At 75.7% G+C, this 20,483-nt stretch carries 16 protein-coding genes and 1 pseudogene; 3 read left to right on the top strand and 14 right to left on the bottom strand.

Annotated features, from left to right (window positions below; genetic code table 11):
* Window positions 1–92: 92 nt before the first annotated feature.
* Together D7I43_RS03055 and D7I43_RS03050 are read right to left on the bottom strand one after the other, a co-directional pair.
* Complete coding sequence (locus tag D7I43_RS03055; RefSeq protein ID WP_120326821.1) at window positions 93–1,115, bottom strand: hypothetical protein; 1,023 nt, start codon at window positions 1,113–1,115, stop codon at window positions 93–95.
* Window positions 1,116–1,131: 16 nt separating this feature from the next.
* Entirely contained in the window at window positions 1,132–1,758 is a 627-nt protein-coding gene (locus tag D7I43_RS03050) for an RNA polymerase sigma factor (RefSeq protein WP_120326820.1), read from the bottom strand.
* Window positions 1,759–2,268: 510 nt separating this feature from the next.
* Between D7I43_RS03050 and D7I43_RS03045 the strand changes: the two genes are divergently transcribed.
* Window positions 2,269–3,624, top strand: coding sequence for a serine/threonine-protein kinase (locus D7I43_RS03045; protein ID WP_192902049.1), 1,356 nt, complete (start codon window positions 2,269–2,271; stop codon window positions 3,622–3,624).
* A gap of 154 nt (window positions 3,625–3,778) precedes the next feature.
* Window positions 3,779–5,041: a nucleotide sugar dehydrogenase gene (locus D7I43_RS03040; protein WP_120326818.1), complete on the top strand. Its 1,263-nt coding sequence runs from the start codon at window positions 3,779–3,781 to the stop codon at window positions 5,039–5,041.
* A 106-nt stretch (window positions 5,042–5,147) separates the two neighbouring features.
* On the opposite strand, the gene D7I43_RS03035 is transcribed toward D7I43_RS03040, so the two are convergent.
* The 5 genes from D7I43_RS03035 to D7I43_RS03015 all read right to left on the bottom strand — a co-directional run bounded on the left by D7I43_RS03035 (window position 5,148) and on the right by D7I43_RS03015 (window position 11,262).
* The gene (locus tag D7I43_RS03035) at window positions 5,148–7,631 is read right to left on the bottom strand and encodes an ABC transporter permease (RefSeq protein WP_120326817.1); all 2,484 of its coding nucleotides are present in this window, start codon (window positions 7,629–7,631) and stop codon (window positions 5,148–5,150) included.
* A 5-nt stretch (window positions 7,632–7,636) separates the two neighbouring features.
* Window positions 7,637–8,458: an ABC transporter ATP-binding protein gene (locus tag D7I43_RS03030; protein WP_420870179.1), complete on the bottom strand. Its 822-nt coding sequence runs from the start codon at window positions 8,456–8,458 to the stop codon at window positions 7,637–7,639.
* A 147-nt stretch (window positions 8,459–8,605) separates the two neighbouring features.
* A complete protein-coding gene (locus D7I43_RS03025) occupies window positions 8,606–9,271 on the bottom strand; it encodes a response regulator (protein ID WP_120326816.1) in 666 nt (221 codons plus the stop codon).
* Window positions 9,268–10,503 (bottom strand): sensor histidine kinase, encoded by a 1,236-nt coding sequence (locus tag D7I43_RS03020; RefSeq protein ID WP_120326815.1) that lies wholly within the window; start codon window positions 10,501–10,503, stop codon window positions 9,268–9,270. The genes D7I43_RS03025 and D7I43_RS03020 overlap by 4 nt, the downstream gene beginning before the upstream one ends.
* Window positions 10,504–10,566: 63 nt before the next feature.
* On the bottom strand, window positions 10,567–11,262 hold the full coding sequence (locus tag D7I43_RS03015; protein ID WP_120326814.1) for a DUF305 domain-containing protein: 696 nt from the start codon (window positions 11,260–11,262) through the stop codon (window positions 10,567–10,569).
* Between the two features lie 140 nt (window positions 11,263–11,402).
* Here D7I43_RS03015 and D7I43_RS03010 point away from each other — a divergent pair, with 140 nt between their 5' ends.
* The gene (locus D7I43_RS03010) at window positions 11,403–12,845 is read left to right on the top strand and encodes an LVIVD repeat-containing protein (protein ID WP_120326813.1); all 1,443 of its coding nucleotides are present in this window, start codon (window positions 11,403–11,405) and stop codon (window positions 12,843–12,845) included.
* A gap of 157 nt (window positions 12,846–13,002) precedes the next feature.
* Here D7I43_RS03010 and D7I43_RS03005 read toward each other — a convergent pair whose 3' ends face one another.
* The 7 genes and pseudogenes from D7I43_RS03005 to D7I43_RS02975 form a co-directional block, all read right to left on the bottom strand.
* Window positions 13,003–14,007, bottom strand: coding sequence for a linear amide C-N hydrolase (locus D7I43_RS03005; protein ID WP_120326812.1), 1,005 nt, complete (start codon window positions 14,005–14,007; stop codon window positions 13,003–13,005).
* Between the two features lie 81 nt (window positions 14,008–14,088).
* Entirely contained in the window at window positions 14,089–15,021 is a 933-nt protein-coding gene (locus tag D7I43_RS03000) for a PfkB family carbohydrate kinase (RefSeq protein ID WP_120326811.1), read from the bottom strand.
* Window positions 15,022–15,101: 80 nt separating this feature from the next.
* Window positions 15,102–15,578 carry a DUF1203 domain-containing protein gene (locus tag D7I43_RS02995; RefSeq protein ID WP_120326810.1) on the bottom strand — a complete coding sequence of 159 codons (477 nt, stop codon included), beginning with the start codon at window positions 15,576–15,578 and terminating at the stop codon, window positions 15,102–15,104.
* Between the two features lie 186 nt (window positions 15,579–15,764).
* Window positions 15,765–17,369 (bottom strand): annotated as a pseudogene (locus tag D7I43_RS02990) (asparagine synthetase B family protein); the annotation flags it as partial.
* A 4-nt stretch (window positions 17,370–17,373) separates the two neighbouring features.
* Window positions 17,374–18,333 (bottom strand): DUF5715 family protein, encoded by a 960-nt coding sequence (locus D7I43_RS02985; protein WP_120326808.1) that lies wholly within the window; start codon window positions 18,331–18,333, stop codon window positions 17,374–17,376.
* A 115-nt stretch (window positions 18,334–18,448) separates the two neighbouring features.
* Window positions 18,449–19,327, bottom strand: coding sequence for an isocitrate lyase/PEP mutase family protein (locus D7I43_RS02980; protein ID WP_120326807.1), 879 nt, complete (start codon window positions 19,325–19,327; stop codon window positions 18,449–18,451).
* Complete coding sequence (locus tag D7I43_RS02975) at window positions 19,324–20,424, bottom strand: cytochrome P450 (RefSeq protein WP_240032778.1); 1,101 nt, start codon at window positions 20,422–20,424, stop codon at window positions 19,324–19,326. Before D7I43_RS02975 ends, D7I43_RS02980 begins: the two co-directional genes overlap by 4 nt.
* Between the last annotated feature and the right edge of the window lie 59 nt (window positions 20,425–20,483).

Below are 20,483 nucleotides of genomic sequence, written 5' to 3'. Positions count from 1 at the left end.
AACCGTGCCGCGCGGCGGGCCGGCGGCGGACGGGCGGACACGACCCGAACGGCGTGAGCGGTGCGGAACGCGGTCCGCGATGCCGGGTCGGATCAGGCCGGGAGGTGTCCGCCGTCGCCCCGGCCGGGCGCGCCGCCGGAACGGTTGCCCGGCGCCTCGCCGTCGCCGGAACCCCTGCCGTTGCCGGACCCCGGCGCGTTCGGGTTGCCGGAGCCGTTGCTCCTGCCCGGCGGGGCGGCGTCACCGCCGTTGCCGTTGGCCTTGCTGGTGTCCTGCTTCGGCGCGCCGCCGTTGACCGGCCCGTTGCCGTTGACCGACCCGTTGCCGTTGACCGACCCGTTGCCGGACCCGTTGCCGTTGACCGGCCCCTTGCCCTTGCCGGACCCGTTGCCGGTGCCGTCGCTCTTGTCCGAGCCGTCAGCGTCGTCCGGCGTGGCGGTCGGCTCGGCTGCCCGCTCCTCGCAGTACGCCTCGACCTGCCCGGCACCGCCGGCCGCCTCGACGAGCGGCTGGAACCCCGGCGTGGTGAGCGCCTTGTCGCGCTGGGTCGGCTTCTTTGCGAGGTACGCCCGGCACAGTCCCGCCACGTCGTCCGGCGCCGGGGCGCCGGAGGGCGTACCGGTGGCGGCGGGACTCGGCGACACGGTCGGCGCCGGTGACGGCGAGCCCCCGCCCGGTTCCCCACCGGGGGTGCCATCGGTCGGGCTGCCGTCCGGGTGGTCGCTGCCGGGACCGGGGCTCACCGGGGTGGGCGACGGCGCCGGGGTCGGCGGTCGTTCCAGGGTGACCGCGGCGAAGGCGGCGCCGGCCGTCGCGGTGGCGAGCACGCCGGCGGCCCAGGCAAGGGCCCGCGCGGTGAGGCGCCGGCGGCGTGGAGCGGGTGCGGGTGCGGGTGTGGGCGCCGGTGCGGCGCGCGCCGCCCGGAAGGCCGCCAGCGCGGCCCCCTCGCCCGCCAGTTCGTGCGCGCCCGCGGGCGCGGCCGCGGCGGCGAGCAGGTCGGTCAGCGGATCGGGCGGGACCCCGCCCGCTGTTCCGCGCGCGCCGGCGCGGGCCGCGTCGAGGAGCCGGTCGGCCTCCGCGCGGTCGGCGGGCCGGTCGGGCCGGCGGACACTCATCCTGAAACCTCTCACGTCAACCATCCGCCGGTTCGGCGTGCGGCGCCTGCCGGCGCAGGTCGCCACGCGGACGGGGTGGTGCGCCCTCGGTAGCGGCGGCGGAGCGCCGGTCGTCGCGCTCCAGCATCGCGGCGAGCCGCCGCAGCCCTCGGTGGGCGGCGGTGCGCACGGCCCCCGCCCGGCGGCCGAGCACCCGCCCGGCCGTCTCGGCGTCCAGACCGATCACCGCCCGCAGGAGGACCGCCTCCGCCTCCCGCTGCGGCAGCGTGGCGATCAGCGCGATGGCCGCCTCGGTGCCGATGGTCTCCCCGGCCCGCTCGGCGGTGTCGGCGTCGCCGGCCAGGTCGCTCAGCGCCTGCACGGGCACCGGCAACGACGGGCGGCGACGCTGCCGCCGCAGGTGGTCCATGGCCCGGTTGCGGGCGATGGTGACCGTCCACGCGCGGAACTCGCCGCCGGTGAAGCTCGGCAGGTCCCGGGCGATCTGCAGCCAGGTCTCCGACGCCACGTCCTCCGCGTCGCCACCGACCAGCGCCGTCAGGTAGCGCAGCAGGCCCGGTTGGAGGGTCCGGTAGAGGAACCGGAAGGCGTCCTCGTCACCGGCCCGCGCCGCCTCGACGGCCTCGCTCAGCTCACGGGTCATTCCGTCGCGTGTCTCCCGGCCACGGCGCGACGGACGCCGGCGCACGCGATGCCCGTCCGGGGCGTGGACCGGACCCGTCTGCGCACCTCTCTCGCCCCCCGCCGACCTGATCACGCCCGTGGCCGCGGCGGCCCCGTGGTTTCGCCTGGACTCCCGCCACGGCGGTCGACGCAGCCGGGTGTGCCGTGGAGCGACCCGAGTTGCGCCAACGCTAGGAGCGGAGGCCGGCACCGGCAAGCGGGCTTCCGGTCACAGAAGAGTGACATTTGTCAACCGTGCTGACCGGCGCGTCGCCGTAACACTTTTCGGCTCCGGGACGCTACGCGGCCACATGTGCTCGCATCCGCGCGCCGGTCCCACCGTACGCCGGTTGATGTGGCCGTCCGTCACGCGCCGGCCACCGACCGTGTCCGGTCCGGAGGCGGGCGCGGGGCCCCCGCCCCTCGGCCGCCCGCCCGGGACGGGACCGCGCGGTGCGTGGTTCCGGACAGCTGTGGGTACGGTAATCGCGTGTTGTCATCGGAGGTCGTGCTCAGCGGTCGCTACCGCCTGGACGAGCGTGTCGCCACGGGCGGAATGGGCGACGTCTGGCAGGGCACCGACCTGGTCCTCGGCCGGCAGGTCGCGGTCAAGGTCCTCCTGCCGGCGCTGGTCTCCGACCCCGACTTCATCGCCCGGTTCCGGGCGGAGGCCCGGATCATGGCCGCCCTGCGGCACCCGGGCATCGTGCAGGTCTTCGACTGCGGCGAGGACGAGCTACCCGACGGCGGCCGGGCCGACTACCTGGTCATGGAGTTCGTCGAGGGCGAGCCGGTGTCCCGGCGGATCGAGTCCCTCGGGCGGCTCGGCGTCGCCGAGACGATGTCGATCGTCGCGCAGGTCGCGCAGGCGCTGCACGCCGCGCACCGCCGGGGCATCGTGCACCGCGACGTCAAGCCGAGCAACCTGCTCGTCCAGGAGGACGGCTCGGTCGTCCTGGTCGACTTCGGTGTGGCCCGGTCCACCAACGTCACGAGCATCACGAGCACCAACGCGGTGCCCGGCACCGCGCTCTACATGGCGCCGGAGCAGGCCGCCGGTCGCCCGGTCAGCGGCGCCACCGACATCTACGCCCTCGGCGCGGTCGCGTACTGCTGCCTGACCGGCTCCCCGCCGTTCACCGGAGACAACCCGCTCCAGGTCGCCGTGCGGCATCTCGACGACGAGCCGCCCGAGCTGCCGCACGACATCCCGGAGGCGGTCCGCGCGCTGGTGGCGCGTGCCCTGGCGAAGGACCCCGCCGACCGGTTCAGCAGCGGTGCCGCCATGGCGGAGGCGGCGCGCGCCGCCGTGGGCGAGAGCGCGGAGCCGACGGCCCTGGTCGCGGTCTCCCCTCTGCGCGACGCGGGGCCGGACACCCAGCCGGACCTTCCCGCCGGCCCGGTGGCGCCCCGCCGCCGTGGCCGACCGGCCCTCGTGGGCGCCGGCGCGGCCGTACTGGTCGCGGTGGCCGGGCTCGTGGCGGCGCTCGGCGCGGCCAAGGACGCGGACGCGCCGGCCGTGGAGCTGACCCCGAGCACGCCCGCGGTGGCGCCCAGCCAGGACCGCAACGTGCCGGCGGTGCACGAGGACAAGCCCACCGACGACCCGGACCGGCCGGAACGTCCGCGGGCGCCCCGTACGAGCGCGCCCGCGTCGGTCAGCCCCAGCGCGAGCGTCCAGCCGAGCGAGTCGCCGACGGAAGAGTCCCCGTCGCCGGACCCCAGCTCACCGTCGCCGAGCGACTCGTCCTCCACCTCCGAGTCGCCGTCGCCCACGTCCGATCCCGCCTCACCGACTCCCACGGGCGAGACCGGGGGCAATCCGCCCCCGGCGGGGACGAACTGACCCGCGAGGCGCGACGCCGGCGGGAGTGACGGCCGGCGGATGCCGGATGGCCGACGGACCCCACCAGCCCCGATATCCCCAAAACGGACGTACGACCCCAGACGGCGCTCTACGCTCAAGCAGGTCGTTTCCACCGTCTGCCGCGGGAGCTCGGGTGAGCGCTGAGAAGTTGGTCGTCATCGGCCAGGGGTACGTCGGACTGCCACTGGCCATGCGGGCCGTGGAGGCCGGCCTGGACGTGGTCGGGCTCGACGTCGACGCCGACCGCGTGAAACGGCTCGCCTCGGGCGAGTCGTTCGTGGAGGACATCCCCACCGACCGGCTCGGCCGGGCGCTGAGCACGGGACGGTACCGGCCGAGCACGGACTACGCCGACGCCGAGGGCTTCGACGTCTGCGTGATCACCGTGCCGACCCCGCTGCGCGACGGCACGCCCGACCTGAGCTTCGTCGAGCAGGCCGGGATGGGCATCGGCCCGTACGTGCGGCCGGGCTGCGCGGTCATCCTCGAGTCCACCACGTACCCGGGCACCACCGAGGAACTGCTGCGGCCCCTGCTGGAATCGGCGAGCGGGCTGCACAGTCCCGGCGACTTCCACCTCGGCTACAGCCCGGAGCGGATCGACCCGGGCAACCCGACCTGGCGCCTGGAGAACACGCCGAAGGTGGTCTCCGGTGTGGACGCCGACTCGCTGGCCCGGGTGGACGGGTTCTACCGGCGCATCGTCGCGCGCACGGTGCCGGTGGACTCGACCCGCGTGGCCGAGCTGACCAAGCTCATCGAGAACACGTTCCGGCAGGTCAACATCGCGTTGATCAACGAGCTGACGATGCTCTCGCACCACCTGGACATCGACGTCTGGCAGGCCATCGAAGCGGCCGAGACCAAGCCGTTCGGTTTCATGCCGTTCCGGCCCGGCCCCGGTGTGGGCGGGCACTGCCTGCCCATCGACCCGTGCTACCTGTCCTGGCAGGTGAAGCGGCGCCTCGGCCGGCAGTTCCGCTTCATCGAGCTGGCCAACGACGTCAACCACGAGATGCCCGAGCACGTGGCGCAGCGGGTGATGGCCGGGCTGAACCGGTCCGGGCGGGCCGTCTCCGGCGCGCGGCTGCTGCTGCTCGGGCTCGCGTACAAGCGGAACACCGGCGACATGCGCGACTCCCCCGCCGTGGACGTGGCCCGCCGGCTGCAGGCGCTGGGCGCCGACGTCCGGGCGGTCGAGCCGTACGCCGAGCCGCACCACATCCCCGGCGGGGTGACCGTCGTGGACCTGACCGAGCGGGAGGTCCGCGAGGCCGACGCGGTGGTCGTCGTGACCGACCACGACGCCTTCGACTACGACCTGGTGGCCCGGCACGCGCGGTACGTCTTCGACACCCGCAACCGCTGCTCGGGCCCGGTGGTCGAGCGCCTGTAGGACCCGGCACCGCCCGGCCCGGTCCCGTCTCGGCGGGACCGGGCCGGCGGCGTCGACCCGCGGGACCGGGCCGGCGGCGTCGACCCGCGGGACCGGGCCGGCGGCGTCACTCGTCGTGCAGCGCCTCCACCACGGGGCGGGCCAGCGCCCGCCGGGCCGGCAGCACCGAGGCCAGCAGCGCCGCGGCCGCCGCGATCCCGAGGATCAGGGCGAGCCGCCCGGCCGGCAGGACGACGTGGAAGTCCCCGCCGATGCGCGCCAGCAGGGCCATGGCGGCGGCGCTCACCCCCGTCCCGAGCCCGAGCCCGAGCACGGCGCCGACCAGCGCGGTGAGCACCGCCTCGACGGCGAGCATCGCGCGCATGCGGCCCCGGGTCATGCCGACCGCCCGCAGCACGGCGTTCTCCCGGGTCCGTTCGACGACCGACAGGCTCAGCGTGTTGGCCACGCCGACCAGCGCGATCACCACGGCCAGGCCGAGCAGCGCGGTCACGAACGCGAGCACCATGTCGACGGTGCCGGTGAGCATCTTCTTGTAGGCGGCCTGGTCCATGAGGTTCGCCGTCGGGTAGCGGGCGAGGACCGCCTCGATCGCCGACCGGGCCTGCTCCGCGCCCACCCCGTCGGCGGGCTCGACCTCCGCCAGGTAGCCCCGCTCGTCGGGGAAGAGGGCGGTGAAGTCACCGTCCACGACGTCGACGACGTGACCCTCGGGCGTACGGGAGGCCGCCAGCGGCGCGGAGTCGTCGTCCACCACGGCGGCGACCCGGAACTGCCGGCCCTTCACGGTGACCGGGGCGCCGACGGTCCAGCCGCGGGCCGCGGCCAGCTCCCGGTGCACGAGCACCGTGCCCGGGCCGAACGCGTCCAGGTCCCCGGCCGACACCCCGGTGAGCGTCCGGCCGACCAGCGCAGGGTGCGCGGCGCGCACCTCGATGTCGTCGGCCACCGCGGCCCGCTGCTCGTGCACGACACCGAGTTCCGGCCGGGCCGCCAGCTCCGTGACGAGCGGGGCGGGCAGGTCGCCGCCGATGCCGGTGACCAGGAAGTCGACCCCGATCTCGGCGTCCACGCTGCGTTCGATGCCGTCCTTGGTGCTCTGTGCGCCGACCACGAACGCCGACACCAGGCCGATCCCGATGACCAGGGCGGTGCTGGTGGCGGCGACCCGGCGTGGGTTGCGCACCGCGTTGGCGACGGCCAGCCCGCCCGTGGCCCCGGCCAGCCGGCGGGCCGGCCAGCCGAGCACCCGCACCATCGCCGGGACGAGCATGGGGCCGAAGAGGACGATGCCCAGGAACGCGAGCACGCCGCCGGCCGCCACGAGCACCACCTGCCCGACCGCGGCGGCCCCGAGCAGGGCCGCGACCCCCGCCGCCAGCACCAGCGCACCAGCGGCGAGGCGGAGCGCGCCGGCACCCCGGGCGGGTTGCACGGCGGCGTCGGTGAGCGCGGCGACCGGGGGCACGCGGGTGCCCCGCCAGGCCGGCAGCAGCGCCGCGCCGACGGTGAGCACCGTCCCCAGCACGAGGCTCACCAGCACGGTGCCCGGCGTCACGGTGAGCCCGCCCCCGCCGACCGGGACGTCCCACCGCGACAGCAGGGCGCCCATCCCGGCGGCCAGCCCCGCGCCGAGCAGCACGCCGGCCGCGGAGGCCACGAACCCGACCACCGCCGACTCCAGCAGGGTGGCCGCGAAGACCTGCTGCCGGGTGGCGCCGACCAGGCGCAGCAGCGCCGTCCGGCGGGTGCGCTGGGCGAGGACGATGGCGAAGGTGTTGGCGATGACGAATGCCGCCACCACGACCGCCACGGCGGCGAAGGTGAGCAGGACCATCATGAACTGCCTCAGGTCCCGCACGGCCTCGTCGACGGCGTCGTCGAGGATCTCCTGCCGGGTCTTCACCTGCGTGCCGTCGCCGGCCACGGCGGCCAGCCGGGCGGCCAGGGTCTCGTCGTCGACCCCGGGGCGGGCCGCCACCATGATCCGCCCGTACCCCTTCTCCCCCGTGACCGCCAGCGCGTCCGGGCCGACCAGGCCGATGAACGGCCCGCCGACGTCCCGGGTGGTGCCGGCCACGTCGACGGTGCCGACGAGGGTGTACGGGCGGGCGGCGCCCCCGGTGCCGCCGACGCGCACGGGTGCGCCGAGGGTGAAGCCCTCCTCCTCCACGGTGGCCGCGTCGAGCACCACCTCGCCGGTGCGGTCCGGCAGGCGGCCGGCGACCACGTCGTACGAGCGCAGGGCCGGGTCGGTGGGGATGGCCGCGAGGACGGCGTAGCCGATCACGGGCCGGCCGTCGGAGCCGACGACGCCCGCGGTTCCGGTGAGTTCCCCCTCGGCGGCGGCCACGCCGTCCACCGCGCGCACCCGGTCGACGAGGGCGGGGCCGATCGGGTCCCGCTGCGCGTACACGCCGAGGTCGGTGTGGCGGTCGAAGGTGCCCGCCCGCTCGTACGCGGCGGCCCGCATCCCGTCGACGAAGATCAGCGTGCCGGCGATGAACGCCACGCCGAGCACGACGGCCAGCGCGGAGAGCGCCATCCGCACGGCCTCGGCGCGCAGCGAACGCAGGGTGAGTCCCAGCATGCCGGTCACCGCCGCGCCGTGGTGCCGGGCCGGGCGCCGTGCGCCGCGGACGGGTCGAGGCGGGCGAGCGCGTCGAGCACCTGCTCGGTGGTGGGCGCCGCGAGGTCGGCGACCAGCCGGCCGTCGGCGAGCAGCACCACCCGGTCGGCGTGCCCGGCGGCCACGGGGTCGTGCGTCACCATGATCACGCTCTGGCCGAGCGTGTCCACGGCCTCGCGGAGCAGGCGCAGCACCTCCGCGCCCGAGCGGGAGTCGAGGTTGCCGGTCGGCTCGTCGGCGAACACCACCCACGGCCGGGTGATGAGGGCCCGGGCGATGGCGACGCGCTGCTGCTGGCCGCCGGAGAGTTCGGCGGGCCGGTGCCGCAGCCGGTCGGAGAGCCCCACCGCGGCGACCACCTGGCGCAGCCACGCCCGGTCGGGGCGGCGGCCGGCGATGGCCAGCGGGAGGACGATGTTCTCCTCGGCCGTCAGCGCGGGCAGCAGGTTGAACTTCTGGAAGACGAAGCCGACCCGGTCCCGGCGCAGGAGGGTGAGCCGCCGGTCGTCGAGCCGGTCGAGGTCGGCCTCGCCGATCCGCACCGACCCGGCGCTCGGCCGGTCCAGGCCGGCCAGGCAGTGCAGCAGCGTGGACTTGCCCGAGCCGGACGGGCCCATGATCGCGGTGAACCGACCGGCCGCGAAGTCCAGGTCGACGCCGTCGAGGGCGACGACGGCGGCCGGGCCGCTGCCATACCGCTTGCCGAGGGCGCGGGCGCTGACGGCGACGCCGCCGCGACCGGTGATCGTGCCGCCGGTGGCGGCGGGCGCGGGAGGTGGAACAGGCACGTGGTGCTCCCCGTCGAGGTGGACGTTCTGACGCCTCGACGCTATGGGCGCCCGTGCCCCGTCCGGCTCCACCTGCGCGCTCGACCGCGGTACGCCCCGGGTCGTCCCTGACCGGGCGGACCCGTACGACTCAGGTCGTACGGCCGCTCAGCCGCCGGGGACGACGAGCCCGTTCTCGTACGCGAACACCACCGCCTGCACCCGGTCGCGGAGCTGGAGCTTCGCGAGGATCCGCCCGACGTGCGTCTTCACCGTCGCCTCGGCGACGTGCACGGTGCCGGCGATCTCCGCGTTGGACAGTCCCTGGGCCACCAGCAGCAGGATCTCCCGTTCCCGGTCGGTGAGCTGGGCCAGCCGCGGGTCCTCGGTGGGGCCGGGACCCAGGTGGCCGGCGAACCGGTCGAGCAGCCGCCGGGTGATGGACGGGGCGACCACCGAGTCGCCGCGGGCCACGACCCGGATCGCCTGGAGCAGTTCCTCCGGCGGCACGTTCTTGAGCAGGAACCCGCTCGCCCCGGCCCGCAGCGCGGCGAACGCGTCCGCCTCGGTGTCGAAGGTGGTGAGGACCAGGACCCGGGGCGGTCCGGCGGGGCGGTCCGCGCAGAGGCGCCGCGTCGCCTCGACGCCGTCCATGGTCGGCATCCGGATGTCCATCACCACCACGTCGGCCTCGACCCGGGCGAGCACCCGCAGCGCGTCCGCACCGTCGATGGCCTCGCCCACCACCTCCAGGTCCGGCTGCGAGTCGAGCACCATCCGGAACCCGGCCCGGACCAGCGCCTGGTCGTCGACGATCACCACCCGGACCGTCATGCCGCGATCACCTCCGCCGGGGCGGTGCCCGCGGGGAGCGGCAGCCGGGCCTCGACCTGCCAGCCGCCGGCCAGGCGCGCGCCGGCGGTGAGCGTGCCGTCGTACACGCCGACCCGCTCCCGCATGCCGAGCAGGCCGTGCCCGCCGGACGGCGTGGGCGCGACCACCGGCCGGCCGCGCCCGTCGTCGACGACCCGGACCACGACGGCGTCGGCCGTGTGTTCGAGGGTCAGTTCGACGGCGGCGCCGACGCCGGCGTGCTTGAGGGCGTTGGTCAGCGCCTCCTGCACGAGCCGGTAGACGGTGAGTTCGAGCCCGGCCGGCAGCGGCGGCGCGTCACCCCTGACCGTGTGCCGGACCCGCAGGCCGGCGGCGCGGAACCGGTCGAGCAGGGCGGGCAGCTCGGCGAGGGCCAACCGGCGGTGCTCCGGGTCGCCGCCCACCGTCGCGCCGTCCGGCCCGGCGTCCGCGGCGGCCGGCTCCGGCGGGGCGGGCTCGCGGAGGACGCTCACGAGTCGCCGCATCTCCTCCAGCGCCTGCCGGCCGGTGTCGGCGACCACCTTGACCGCCTGGCGGGCGGTCTCCGGGTCGCGGTCCAGCATGTAGCGCGCGCCGTCGGCCTGCACGATCATGACGGCCATGCTGTGCGCCACGACGTCGTGCAGTTCGCGGGCGATGCGGGCGCGTTCGCCGGCCACCGCGGCGCGGGCCTCGGCCTCGCGTTCCCGCTCCAGCGTGGCGGCGCGCTCCTCGAGGCTGAGCACGTAGAGCCGCCGGGTGCGGACGTTCAGCCCGATGAGCCAGGTCGCGGCCGTGACGAGCCCGAAGTAGATGGCCCGGCCCCACCAGGGTCCGGCGCCCTCCGTCTGGATCGCGGCGAGGACCGCGCCCACGAGGGCGCCGATGCCGGCGAGCAGGCCGTCGCGGAGCCGGTCGGCGTACTTCACCACGCTGTAGAGCGCCACGAGCACGGCGAAGTCGAAGGGAAGCGGCCCCCAGCCGGCGATCACCTGGACGAGCCCGAGCGCCCCGACGGCCGCGGCCACCGCGGTGGGGTGGGACCGGCGGAACAGCAACGCGACCGCCATGGCCACCCCGACCAGCGTGGCCTTCCAGCCGCCCGGCTGTGCCACCACCCCGGCGAGGCCGAAGAGCACCACGGTGCCCGAGACGAACACGTCGAAGGCGACGCCGCGCAGTGGTCGGCCGAGGATCGTGCGGTTCACGGTCACCCAGCGTACGTGCCCGGGGATGCGACGGCCCCCGGCCCGGGGCGGGGGTGGCCGGGAAACCGGTCAGTCGGGGAGGATCTCGCGCATCCGGCCGATCTCCACGGCCTGCTCGGTGGCCACGGAGTTGGCGAACTCGTTGAGCTGCTGGTCCGAGCCGACCGTGAGCAGGTCGGTGGCCATCTCGATGGCCCCCCGGTGGTGCTCGGTCATCATCTGCACGAAGAGGCGGTCGAAGTCGGCGCCGCGGGTGGCGGCCAGCTTCCGCATCGCCTCCGGCGTCTGCATGCCGCGCATCGTGCCGTGGTCGTGGCCCGGAGCCTCCTCGGACAGGCCCCGGTTCTTCAGCCAGGCGCGCATCATGCCGATCTCCGGACCCTGGCTGGCGCGGATCCGGTCGGCGATGGCGCGCACGGTCGGGTCGGCGGCCCGCTCGGGGGCGAGCCGGGCCATCTCCAGCGCCTGCGTGTGGTGCGGGATCATCATCCGGACGAACCAGACGTCCATGGAGTTGTGCGGGACCGCGCCGGCGCCGCGGACCTCGCTCGGGGCGGCGGTGGCGGCCGGTTCGCCCGGCCGGCCCGGCACGATGACCGTCACGTCGGTCGGTTCCGGGCTCGTCGGCGCGGCGCTGGTGGGCGCGGCCGCCGGCGTGCCGGCCGACCCCTCGTCGCCACGGGCGCGCAGCGACACCACGACCGCCAGCGGCAGGACGATCGCCAGTGTGACGATCGCCAGGACACGGGCGCGTCGACCGGTCATGGGCCACTCCCTGAGAACGAGGTCACCGCGATGCTATCCATTGACGATCCTCCTTCCATGTGACCTGGATCACATCGACGTCCTTCATCGGACGGTAGTGTGTCCACATTCGCCACCCCCCTTCGCGAAGGGTCTCGCCGATGATCGGACTCCCCAAGCCACGGTTACGACAGGCACGGATCGTGGCCGTCGCCGCCGCCGGCCTCCTCACCGCCAGCGTCCTGGTCGCGCCGCCGAGCAGCGCCCAGGTGACGTCGCAGGCCCCGACGGCCGCCACCAACACCATCCCCGGCGTTGACGAGATCGTCAGCAGCCCCAACATCCGCCTGGTCACCAACCTGCCCAAGGTCGCCCCGCTCGACGCCACCAACAGCGACCTGGCGTTCCAGGGCAAGTACGCCTTCGCGGGCAACTACAACGGATTCGTCGTCTACGACGTCTCGCGGCCCAGTTCGCCGCAGGTCGTCTCCCGGGTGCTCTGCCCGGGCTCCCAGAACGACATCTCCGTCTACGGTGACCTGCTCTTCCTCTCCACGGACTCGTCCCGCAGCGACGACTCCTGCAACAGCACCGCGCAGGGCGCCGACGTGAAGGAGTCCTGGGAGGGCATCAAGATCTTCGACATCAGGGACAAGGCCAACCCGCGGTACGTGAAGTCCGTCGAGACGGCCTGTGGCTCGCACACCCACACCCTGGTGCCCGGCAAGGACAAGAAGACCGTCTACGTGTACGTCTCCTCGTACAGCCCGCGGGCGAACTTCCCGGACTGCCAGCCGCCGCACGACTCGATCTCCATCATCAAGGTGCCGGTGAAGACGCCCACGAAGGCGGCCGTGGTGGCCACGCCGAACCTGTTCCCGGACGGCGGCTTCGAGGGCAGCGAGACCGGCTCGGCGACCACCGGGTGCCACGACATCACCGCCTACCCGAGCAAGGACCTGGCCGCCGGCGCGTGCATGGGCGACGGCATCCTCATGGACATCCGTAACCGGGAGGCGCCGCGGGTGATCAACCGGGTCCGGGACACGACCAACTTCGCGTTCTGGCACTCGGCCACGTTCAACAACTCCGGCACCAAGGTCGTCTTCACGGACGAGCTGGGCGGCGGCGGCGCGGCGACCTGCAACGAGGAGGTCGGCCCGAACCGCGGCGCGGACGCCATCTACGACATCACCGGCCGCGGCGACCACCGCAAGATGGTCTTCCGCAGCTACTTCAAGATCCCGCGGACCAACGCCGACACCGAGAACTGCGTGGCGCACAACGGCTCGCTGATCCCGGTGCTGGGTCGGGACATCATGGTCCAGGCGTGGTACCAGGGCGGCATCTCGGTCTGGGACTTCACCGACTCGCGCAACCCGAAGGAGATCGCCTTCTGGGAGCGGGGCCCGATCTCGAACGAGCAGATGATCGGCGGCGGTAGCTGGTCGGCGTACTACTACAACGGCTACATCTACTCCAACGACATCGCCAAGGGCTTCGACGTCCTGAAGCTCAGCGACTGGCGCACCTGGACGGCCGAGCTGGTCCGGTACCAGGAGCTCAACGTGCAGACCCAGCCGACCTACCTGGGCGGCTGGTAGGCACCGCGGTAACCACCGGCGCACACGGTGAGGGCCCGGTCCCCCTCGGGGGCCGGGCCCTCACCCGTCCCGCCCGGCCGGCGCCGAGGGCGGGCCGGGTCGCGTCGCACCGGATCGGCGGCGCCGGCCGGGGGCCCGGCCGGCGCCGCGCCGGTCGTCAGCTCACCGGCAGCTGGTACCGCCGCTCGCCGCCGCCGGTCGCCGTGACCAGCCGCACCTCGCCGCTGCGCAGGCCGTACGTCACCGACCAGCGGGTGTGCGCCTGCCGCACGCCGGTCAGCACCCGGTGCGCGGCGGCGGCGTCCACCACCCCGCCGGTCTCGTCCATGGCCCGGGCGATGAGGCCGTAGCGGTGGTCCTCCCGGCGCTTCTGCTCGGCGACGCCGACGACCGGCACGTTCGTCAACGCCTGCCACGGGCCCTGCCCCCGCTCGACGCGCATCTCGCCGTCGACGAACTCGACCACGGCGGACGCGCCGGTGGCGTCGGCCACCAGGTAGTGCAGCGGCGGACCGCCGGAGAAGTCGAGGTTGTGCGCCGTGAAGACGGCGACCGCCTCGTCCACGGTGGCCGCCCGGTCGAGCACGAGGCGCAGGATGCGCACCGAGCCGACGGTGGGCTTGCCCGGGACCGGCTCCGCCCGGGCCGTGTCGTCGGCGGCCAGCCCCACCGCGAGTCCGCGTTCGTTCATCCCGTCGAAGGGCAGCAGCGGCGCGTTCAGCAGCCGGCGGTCGCCGGCCGGGTCGGCGCCGACCCCGAGGTACGACAGGTCCACGAGCGAGATGGACGCGTACCCGTCCGGCGGGTCGGTGCGCAGCACCATGGCCGGGTTGGCGTCCCAGTCGAAGTTCCGCGCGAACAGCGGCCGGCTGCGGTCGCCGGCCGCCACGAACAGCGAGCAGCCGAACGGGCTCGCCGGCGCGGCGTCCGTGCCCACTGTCGCGTCGTACCCCCCGACGTAGGTCATCTCGTACAGCGGCAGGTCGTCGACCCGGCGCAGGCTGGCCAGGGTCTGGTCGACCTGGGCCGCGTCCTGTCGGGAGGCCGTGGGCGTGCCGGTGGGTGACGCCACGGTCGGTGGGGAGCCGTCCGGCACGTCGGCCGAACAGGCGGTGAGCGCGAGCAGCAGGGCCAGGGTGACGGCCGGCAGTGTCCTCCGCATATTCACTGGACGCTATGCGGCGCGCCGCCGGTTGTCCATCGACCACCGGACAGCTCGCGTCCTCGACCGGCCGGTCGCCGCTCAGCCGGCCGGGATGCGGTCCAGTTGGTCCGCGAGGGCGCCCGGGCTGAGCGCCGGCCGGCCACCGGGGTGACCGACGGTGGCGCCCGCGGCGGCCACGGCGTACCGGGCGGCACCCTCCGTCGGCTCACCGCGCAGCAGGGCGACGGTGAGCGCGGCCACGAAGGCGTCGCCCGCGCCGGTGCTGTCGACCGTCGGTGTGTCGCTCAGCGGCAGGAAGAGCTGGCCGTCCGGCCAGACGAACGCGTTGCCCTCGCCGGGCACCTCGACGGCCACGAGTGTCGGGCCGCGCCGCACCAGCTTCCGCCCGGCGGCCAGGCCGGCGGTCGCGTCGCCCGGTGCCTCCCCCACGAGCAACGCGGTCTCCCGCGCGTCGGCGCGCAGCACGTCCGCCGCGGCGAGCAGCGCGTCGGCCGTCGCCGGATCGGGCGGCGCGCCGTCGAGCACCACCGTCCGGCCGGTCTCCCGGGCCGTGCGCGCCGCCGCCAGCGCGGCGTCGGCGGGCTGCTGGAGCTGGACGAGCACCGCGCGGGCGGCCCGCAGCGCGGCCCCGGCGCCGGCCACGTCCGCCGGGGTGAGCAGGGTCGCCGGGGGCAGGTCCTCGAGGTAGCGCCAGCGACCGCGGGCGTCCAGCAGGTCGACGATGAGGCCGCTGCGGACGCCCCGCCGGCGTACCACCGGTGCGACGTCGATCCCGTCGGCCCGGGCCTGGGCCAGCAGGTGCTCGCCGACCTCGTCGTCGCCCACCACGCCGAGCAGGCCGGCCCGGGCTCCGAGCTGCGCGGCGGCGACCGCCTGGTTGGCGCCCTTGCCGCCGAGCAGCTCCCGCCGCCGGCGCACCGGCGCGCTCCGCCCGGCCTCCGGCACGTCGTCGACCAGCAGCACGAGGTCGCGGGCCACCTGCCCGACGACCAGCACGTCCAGATCCGCCATGCCCGACAGGTACCCGGGGCCGGGCCGGGCAAGCCCCCGACCCGACCCCGCCGGCGCGGGACGCCGGCCCCGAGCCGCGGTCACTCCCCCGCACGGTCCAGCGTGAACATGAAGCAGCCGTAGACGACGTTGCGGCTGTGCAACTGGTGCACCGCCGGGTCGGCGAACAGTTCGGCGATCACCGTCTCCGGGTCGGTGCCGTCGTGCCGCCGGCCGCCGCAGATCCGGCCCCGCCGGTCGTACGCCCGCAGCACCTGCGGCCGGCCCCGCCACGCCTGCGGGTAACCGCCGCCGGGCACCGGACCCGCGCACGCGTCCGCGTGCGCGAAGACGGGGCCGACCTCCCGGTACGGGCCGGCGGCGACCGGTGGCGCGTACCCGAAGAGCAGCAGTTCCTCGCCCGCGCGGGCGTCCCGCAGGCAGCAGCGCAGCGGTTCGTCCCCCTCGGCCACGACCGCCTCCACGGGGCGGCCCGCGGAGTCCCGGCCGCCCCGGCGGACGGCGGCGAGCACGGTGGGCGGCAGCGGACGGACGACGAAACGGTTCGGTGCGGTCATGCGTCCCAGCCTGGCGCGGCGGCCCGGGTGGGCGCTGGCGGTGATCGGACGTCGCGTCCCTCCGACTCGATCATCCGGAGCCTCGCCGCGACGTCCCGTCCCCCGGGTTCAGCCGGGAAGCGGCGCGCCGTCACCGCGCGCGTGGCGCGGGCTCTCGTCCGCCGGGGTGACGCCGGCACCCTGGGCGCCGCGCGCGGGGCTCCCCTTCCCCCGGGTGCGGCGGGGGCCGACCAGGCGGCGCACCATCGGCGCGGCGTTCCACCGCGCGGCGCCCACCAGGTCGCGGGCGTGTTCCAGCACCGTGTAGTCCGGCCGCGCCAGGCCGTCCGCGATCGCCCGGTCGAGGTCGTTGCCGCAGCGGCTCAGGACGCTGTCGAAGTCCCGCCGCACGGGTTCCAGCAGCTGGTAGCCGAACGAGCGGTGCAGCCGGGCGAAGAACGGCTTGTAGAGGCGCGCCCGTTCGTGCAGCCCCGAGGAGTACGACATGGGGTTCTTCGGGCGGCGGAGCACGTAGTCGGGGAGCACGTCGGCGAACGCTCTGCGGAGGATCCACTTCTCCTGCCCGTCGCGCATCTTCAGGTCCCGCGACAGCCGCAGGGCCAGCTCAACCACGCCGAGGTCGAGGAACGGCACGCGGGTCTCCACCCCGTGGCCCATGCTCGCGCGGTCCACCCGCTGCAGCTCGGTCCGGCCCAGGTTGCGGATCCGGTGCAGGAAGAGCCGGCGGGACGCGTCCGGGCCGACCTCGTGGTACATGGGGTACCCGCCGAAGAGCTCGTCCGAGCCGTCGCCGGTGAGCGCCACCTTCACCCCGAGCTGCCGCAGCCGCCGGAACAGCGGCACCGACACGACGGCGTTGATGATGTCGCCGTACTCGGTCAGCTCGGAGATCCGGATGGCCTCCCGGACGTCGGCCAGCCGGATGTCGCGCGGGCGCAGCTCGACGACCTCGTGCGGCACGCCGAGGTCGGCCGCGAGGCGCCGGGCGTACGCCACGTCCGGGCTGTCCGGCACGCCGACCGTGACGGCCACGCAGTCGGGGTGCAGGTCCCGTACGTGGCGCAGGACCAGCGAGCTGTCCAGCCCTCCGGAGAGGACCACCCCGACGGTGAGGTCGGTGTCGACCCGGACCCGGATGCTGTCGTGCAGTGCGGCACGGACGAGAAGGGCGGCCTCGTCCGGGTCGTCGATCGGCAGCCCGTCGCCGAGGGTGAGCAGGTCCACGTGCGGCCGCAGCCGGACGGTCCCGTCGCCGTCGGCCCAGCCGTGGTGCCCGGGCGGCACCTCGACGATCGGGGCGCCGTGCCCGACCAGCGCCTTGACCTCGGAGGCGAGGTGCAGGCAGCCGGGCTTGCGGGCCCAGTACAGCGGCTTGACCCCGAGCGGGTCACGAGCGAGGTAGGCGCGGCCGGTGGCCCGCTCGACGGCCACGAACGCGTACTCGCCGCGCAGCCGGGTGACCGCCTCGTCGCCCCAGCGCTCGAACGCCGCGAGCACCACCTCCGTGTCGCTGTCGCCGCGGAAGGCGTGGCCCAGCCGGGTCAGCTCCGCCCGCAGGTCCCGGTGGTTGAAGACCTCGCCGTTGTAGCAGAGCAGCCAGCGCCCGTCGGCCGACGTCCACGGCTGCACGGCCCGCTCGCGGTCCACCACGCGCAGGCGCCGGGTGCCGGCGAGCAGCCCGTTCTCGTAGCGGGCCTCGGTCACCTCGCCGCGCGGGGCGAGCACGGCGAGCATCCGGCGCAGGATCGTCGGGTCGGCGTCCGGGCCGATGCTCAGCGCGATACCGCACATCGGCTCAGACCCCCATCTCGGCTTCGTACGCCCGGCGCAGCCGCTGCCGGGCCGAGGGTGCGAGGCAGACGTGCCACGCCTGCCCCTCGTCGACCACGTTGATCTCGCCGGCCTCCTGCCGGGCGAGCAGGACCGCGGCCAGGGTGTCGCGTACGCCGAACCGGGCGAACCAGTCCATCTCCACGTCGACGGCGTACCCGACGCAGTGGCCGCTGGGCAGCATGGCCGCGTACCCGAGGCGCCGCAGCCGGTGCTGGTGCTCCGCGCTGCGGGTCAGAGAGGTGACCCAGAGCGGCGGGGTGCCGGCCGGCGTCGACGCGGCGAATTCGCGCCCCACGTCGTTGAGCAGCGCCACCACCTCCCGGCGCGCGCGCCGGGCGAGCAGACCGGCGGTACGGGGGCTCCCGTTGGGTCGCAGCCGGCGGCGCATCGCCTGGTAGCCCCGGCCCAGCACCGTGGCCGGCTGCTCGCGGTAGCGGAACCGGAGCAGGTCCCGGCGACGCAGCCACTCGAGGTCGACCAGGTCGTGGCTGCCCTGGACCTGCGCGTCGGTGAGGAACGCCGGGGTGTCCCGCCACCACATCACGTCGATGCGCGACAACAGGTAGATCCGCACGAGCGCGGTCAGGTCCCGCGCCGAACTGCGGGTGTGCGGCTGGTAGCGGGCCATCTCGAGCAGCAGCGTCTCGCGGGCGCCGAGGAACCCCTGCGGGGTGGCGTCGAGCACCGCGGCGAGGGCCGGCTCGCGCAGCCGGTCGTCGATGAGCACCTGCCGGGCGGCGACGCTCGGCGCGTCGGCCAGCGCCCCGACCTCGACGAGCAGGTCGGCGACGGCCGCACGGTAGGCGGCGAGGTCGGGTCCGTTGGCCGGCGTGGGGCCGGACGGGGCGGGCAGGCGGTGGGCCGCGGCGGTGGGCGTGACCGGACCGGGCCGCGGTCCGGAGCTTCGGCTGGGCACTCGCATGATCGGTCCTCCCTGCGGTCACGACACCTGGTCGCTTGCCCTGCACCCACCGTAATCGGCCGGATCGGGAGAAGCCCGAACAATCCTCCTATCTACCCCGTTCGGCGATAGTAGGTCACAGCTCGCCCTCCCCACCCCACTCCACCAACCCCTGCACCTGCGCGTACGAGGGCAACTCGGTGGGTCGGCCGGGCGCACCCGCCCCGTCGGTGTCCGCCGCTCCGGCCCGTACCTCCTCCAGGGCGGACAGCGCCCCACCGAGCGCAGCCCGGAACAGCAGCGAGCCGGTGCTCACGCGGGCCACCCCGAGGCGGCCCAGCTCGGCGACGCCGGGCCCGCCGGGGAGGTACAGCACGTTGAGCGGGGCGTCGACCTCGGCGACGAGCGTGCGGACGGTGTCCGGGTCGACGGTGCCGGGCGCGAAGACGCCGTCGGCTCCGGCCGCCCGGTACGCCCGGGCCCGCGCCAACCCCTCGTCCAGCGGCTCGGGGACGCCGAGCCACCAGGCGTCGGTCCGCGCGTTGACGAAGAGGTCGGGCACGGCGGCCTTGACGGCCGCCACCCGCTCCGCGACGGCCTCCGGCGCGGCGAGTCCCCCGTCCGGCCGGCCGTCCTCGATGTTGATCCCCACCACGCCGAGCCCCGCCAGCTCGACGGCGAGCGCGGCGACCTCCGCCGGGTCGTCGGCGAATCCTCCCTCCACGTCGACGGTGAGCAGCGCCGGGAGCCGGCGCAGCCGCCCGGCGAGCGCCAGCGTCTCCGCGCGGGTCGCCGCGGTGCCGTCCGGGAGGCCGGCCGCGGCGGCGACGCCGAGGCTCGTGGTGCCGACCGCCCGGTGTCCGCGGGCGACGAGCGCGGCGGCCGAGGCGTGGTCCCAGGCGTTGGGCAGCAGCAGCGGCCGGCCGGGCCGGTGCAGGGCGCGGAACTCGGCGCACCGGGCGGCGTGGTCGCCGGCGGGCCGGTCGTGTCGGGCGGGTGCGGACGGAAGCGTCATCGGGGGATCACCTCGAGTCGGGTCGGCACCCGCAGCAGCGGGTGCGGTGCGTACGTCACCGGTTCCGGGGCACGGCGGCACCGCTCGCGCAGCACGTCCAGCACCCCGCTGGCGAGCGCCAGCGCGTGCCGTCGACCGGGGCAGCCGCGCGGACCGGCGCCGAAGGTCAGCGCCGGCACGGGCCGGCCGGGCGCGAAGGCGTCGGGCCGGGCGAAGACCGCCGGGTCGCGGTTCGCCGCGTCGAAGCGCAGCAGCAGCGCGGTGTCGGGTGGCAGGTCGACGCCGCCCAGGCGCACCGGGCCGGCGGTGATCCGGCGGGTGCCGCGGACGGGCGGGTCGAGCCGGAGCACCTCCGCGAGCAGGTCCGCGGTGTCACCGACCGGCGACACGTCCGTGACCCCGCCGGTGGCCGGTGACGCGTCCGTAACCGTGCCGGTGGCCGGCGACGTCTCCGCGGCCGTGCCGGCGGCCGTCGGCAGCAGGTGGCGGGCGCCCGCGCCGACCAGTCCGGCGGTGGCGTCGCACGCCTGCACCAGCAAACCGATCCGGTTGGCGAGCACCTCGGTCCCGGCGGGCGGGGACTGCGCCACCAGCTCCACCACGGCCGCGTCGGCCCGCCAGACCGCGACCGGGTCGGCGCCCGGCTGGTAGGCGGCGGCGACCGTGGCCACCGACGTGACGGCGGCCTCCGGGTCGGCCATCCCGAGCCGCCCGGCGAGCACCCGCACGGGTACGCGCCGGGCGAGCGCGGACGGCACGTCCAACCGGCCGCCGGCGGCGTCGAGAGCGGCGGCGGTCACCCGGGCGGCCTCGCGGCGCAGGTCGGCGGGATCGAGAGGGTCCAGGGCGGCGAGGCCGGCGGCCCTCCGGGCAGGGTGGTGCTCCGGCGCGCTGAACCGGCTCACGGCGCCCCGCAGCCAGGCGAGGGTGTACGCCGCCCCGGGCGGCGCGACCGGCACCCGGCAGGCCGGCTCGGTGAGCGCCGCGCGCACGTCGGCGTGCCGGGTGAGGGTGCAGCCGGTGTCCGGGTCCAGCGTGGGCGGGCCGCACGGCGGGGTGTCGGGGGCGGGGGCGATGTCGGGCCAGGTGAGGGTCACGCGCCGACGCTAGGCGCGGAATCCTACGGTGGTCGCCGAAGTGTACGGCCGGTGGCGGC

Origin of the sequence: Micromonospora globbae, assembly GCF_003610785.1 — a bacterium.
Classification (GTDB): Bacteria; Actinomycetota; Actinomycetes; order Mycobacteriales; family Micromonosporaceae; genus Micromonospora; species Micromonospora globbae.
This window is presented reverse-complemented; position numbering and strand designations above follow the sequence as displayed.

What these genes read in the sequence shown, in the direction of transcription:
- D7I43_RS03015 (WP_120326814.1), bottom strand. Translation starts at nt 11,262, where the DNA reads ATGACCGGTCGACGCGCCCGTGTCCTGGCGATCGTCACACTGGCGATC.
- D7I43_RS03035 (WP_120326817.1), bottom strand. Translation starts at nt 7,631, where the DNA reads ATGCTGGGACTCACCCTGCGTTCGCTGCGCGCCGAGGCCGTGCGGATG.
- D7I43_RS03025 (WP_120326816.1), bottom strand. Translation starts at nt 9,271, where the DNA reads ATGACGGTCCGGGTGGTGATCGTCGACGACCAGGCGCTGGTCCGGGCC.
- D7I43_RS03005 (WP_120326812.1), bottom strand. Translation starts at nt 14,007, where the DNA reads ATGCGGAGGACACTGCCGGCCGTCACCCTGGCCCTGCTGCTCGCGCTC.
- D7I43_RS02985 (WP_120326808.1), bottom strand. Translation starts at nt 18,333, where the DNA reads ATGCGAGTGCCCAGCCGAAGCTCCGGACCGCGGCCCGGTCCGGTCACG.
- D7I43_RS03010 (WP_120326813.1), top strand. Translation starts at nt 11,403, where the DNA reads ATGATCGGACTCCCCAAGCCACGGTTACGACAGGCACGGATCGTGGCC.
- D7I43_RS02980 (WP_120326807.1), bottom strand. Translation starts at nt 19,327, where the DNA reads ATGACGCTTCCGTCCGCACCCGCCCGACACGACCGGCCCGCCGGCGAC.
- D7I43_RS03055 (WP_120326821.1), bottom strand. Translation starts at nt 1,115, where the DNA reads ATGAGTGTCCGCCGGCCCGACCGGCCCGCCGACCGCGCGGAGGCCGAC.
- D7I43_RS02995 (WP_120326810.1), bottom strand. Translation starts at nt 15,578, where the DNA reads ATGACCGCACCGAACCGTTTCGTCGTCCGTCCGCTGCCGCCCACCGTG.
- D7I43_RS03000 (WP_120326811.1), bottom strand. Translation starts at nt 15,021, where the DNA reads ATGGCGGATCTGGACGTGCTGGTCGTCGGGCAGGTGGCCCGCGACCTC.
- D7I43_RS03050 (WP_120326820.1), bottom strand. Translation starts at nt 1,758, where the DNA reads ATGACCCGTGAGCTGAGCGAGGCCGTCGAGGCGGCGCGGGCCGGTGAC.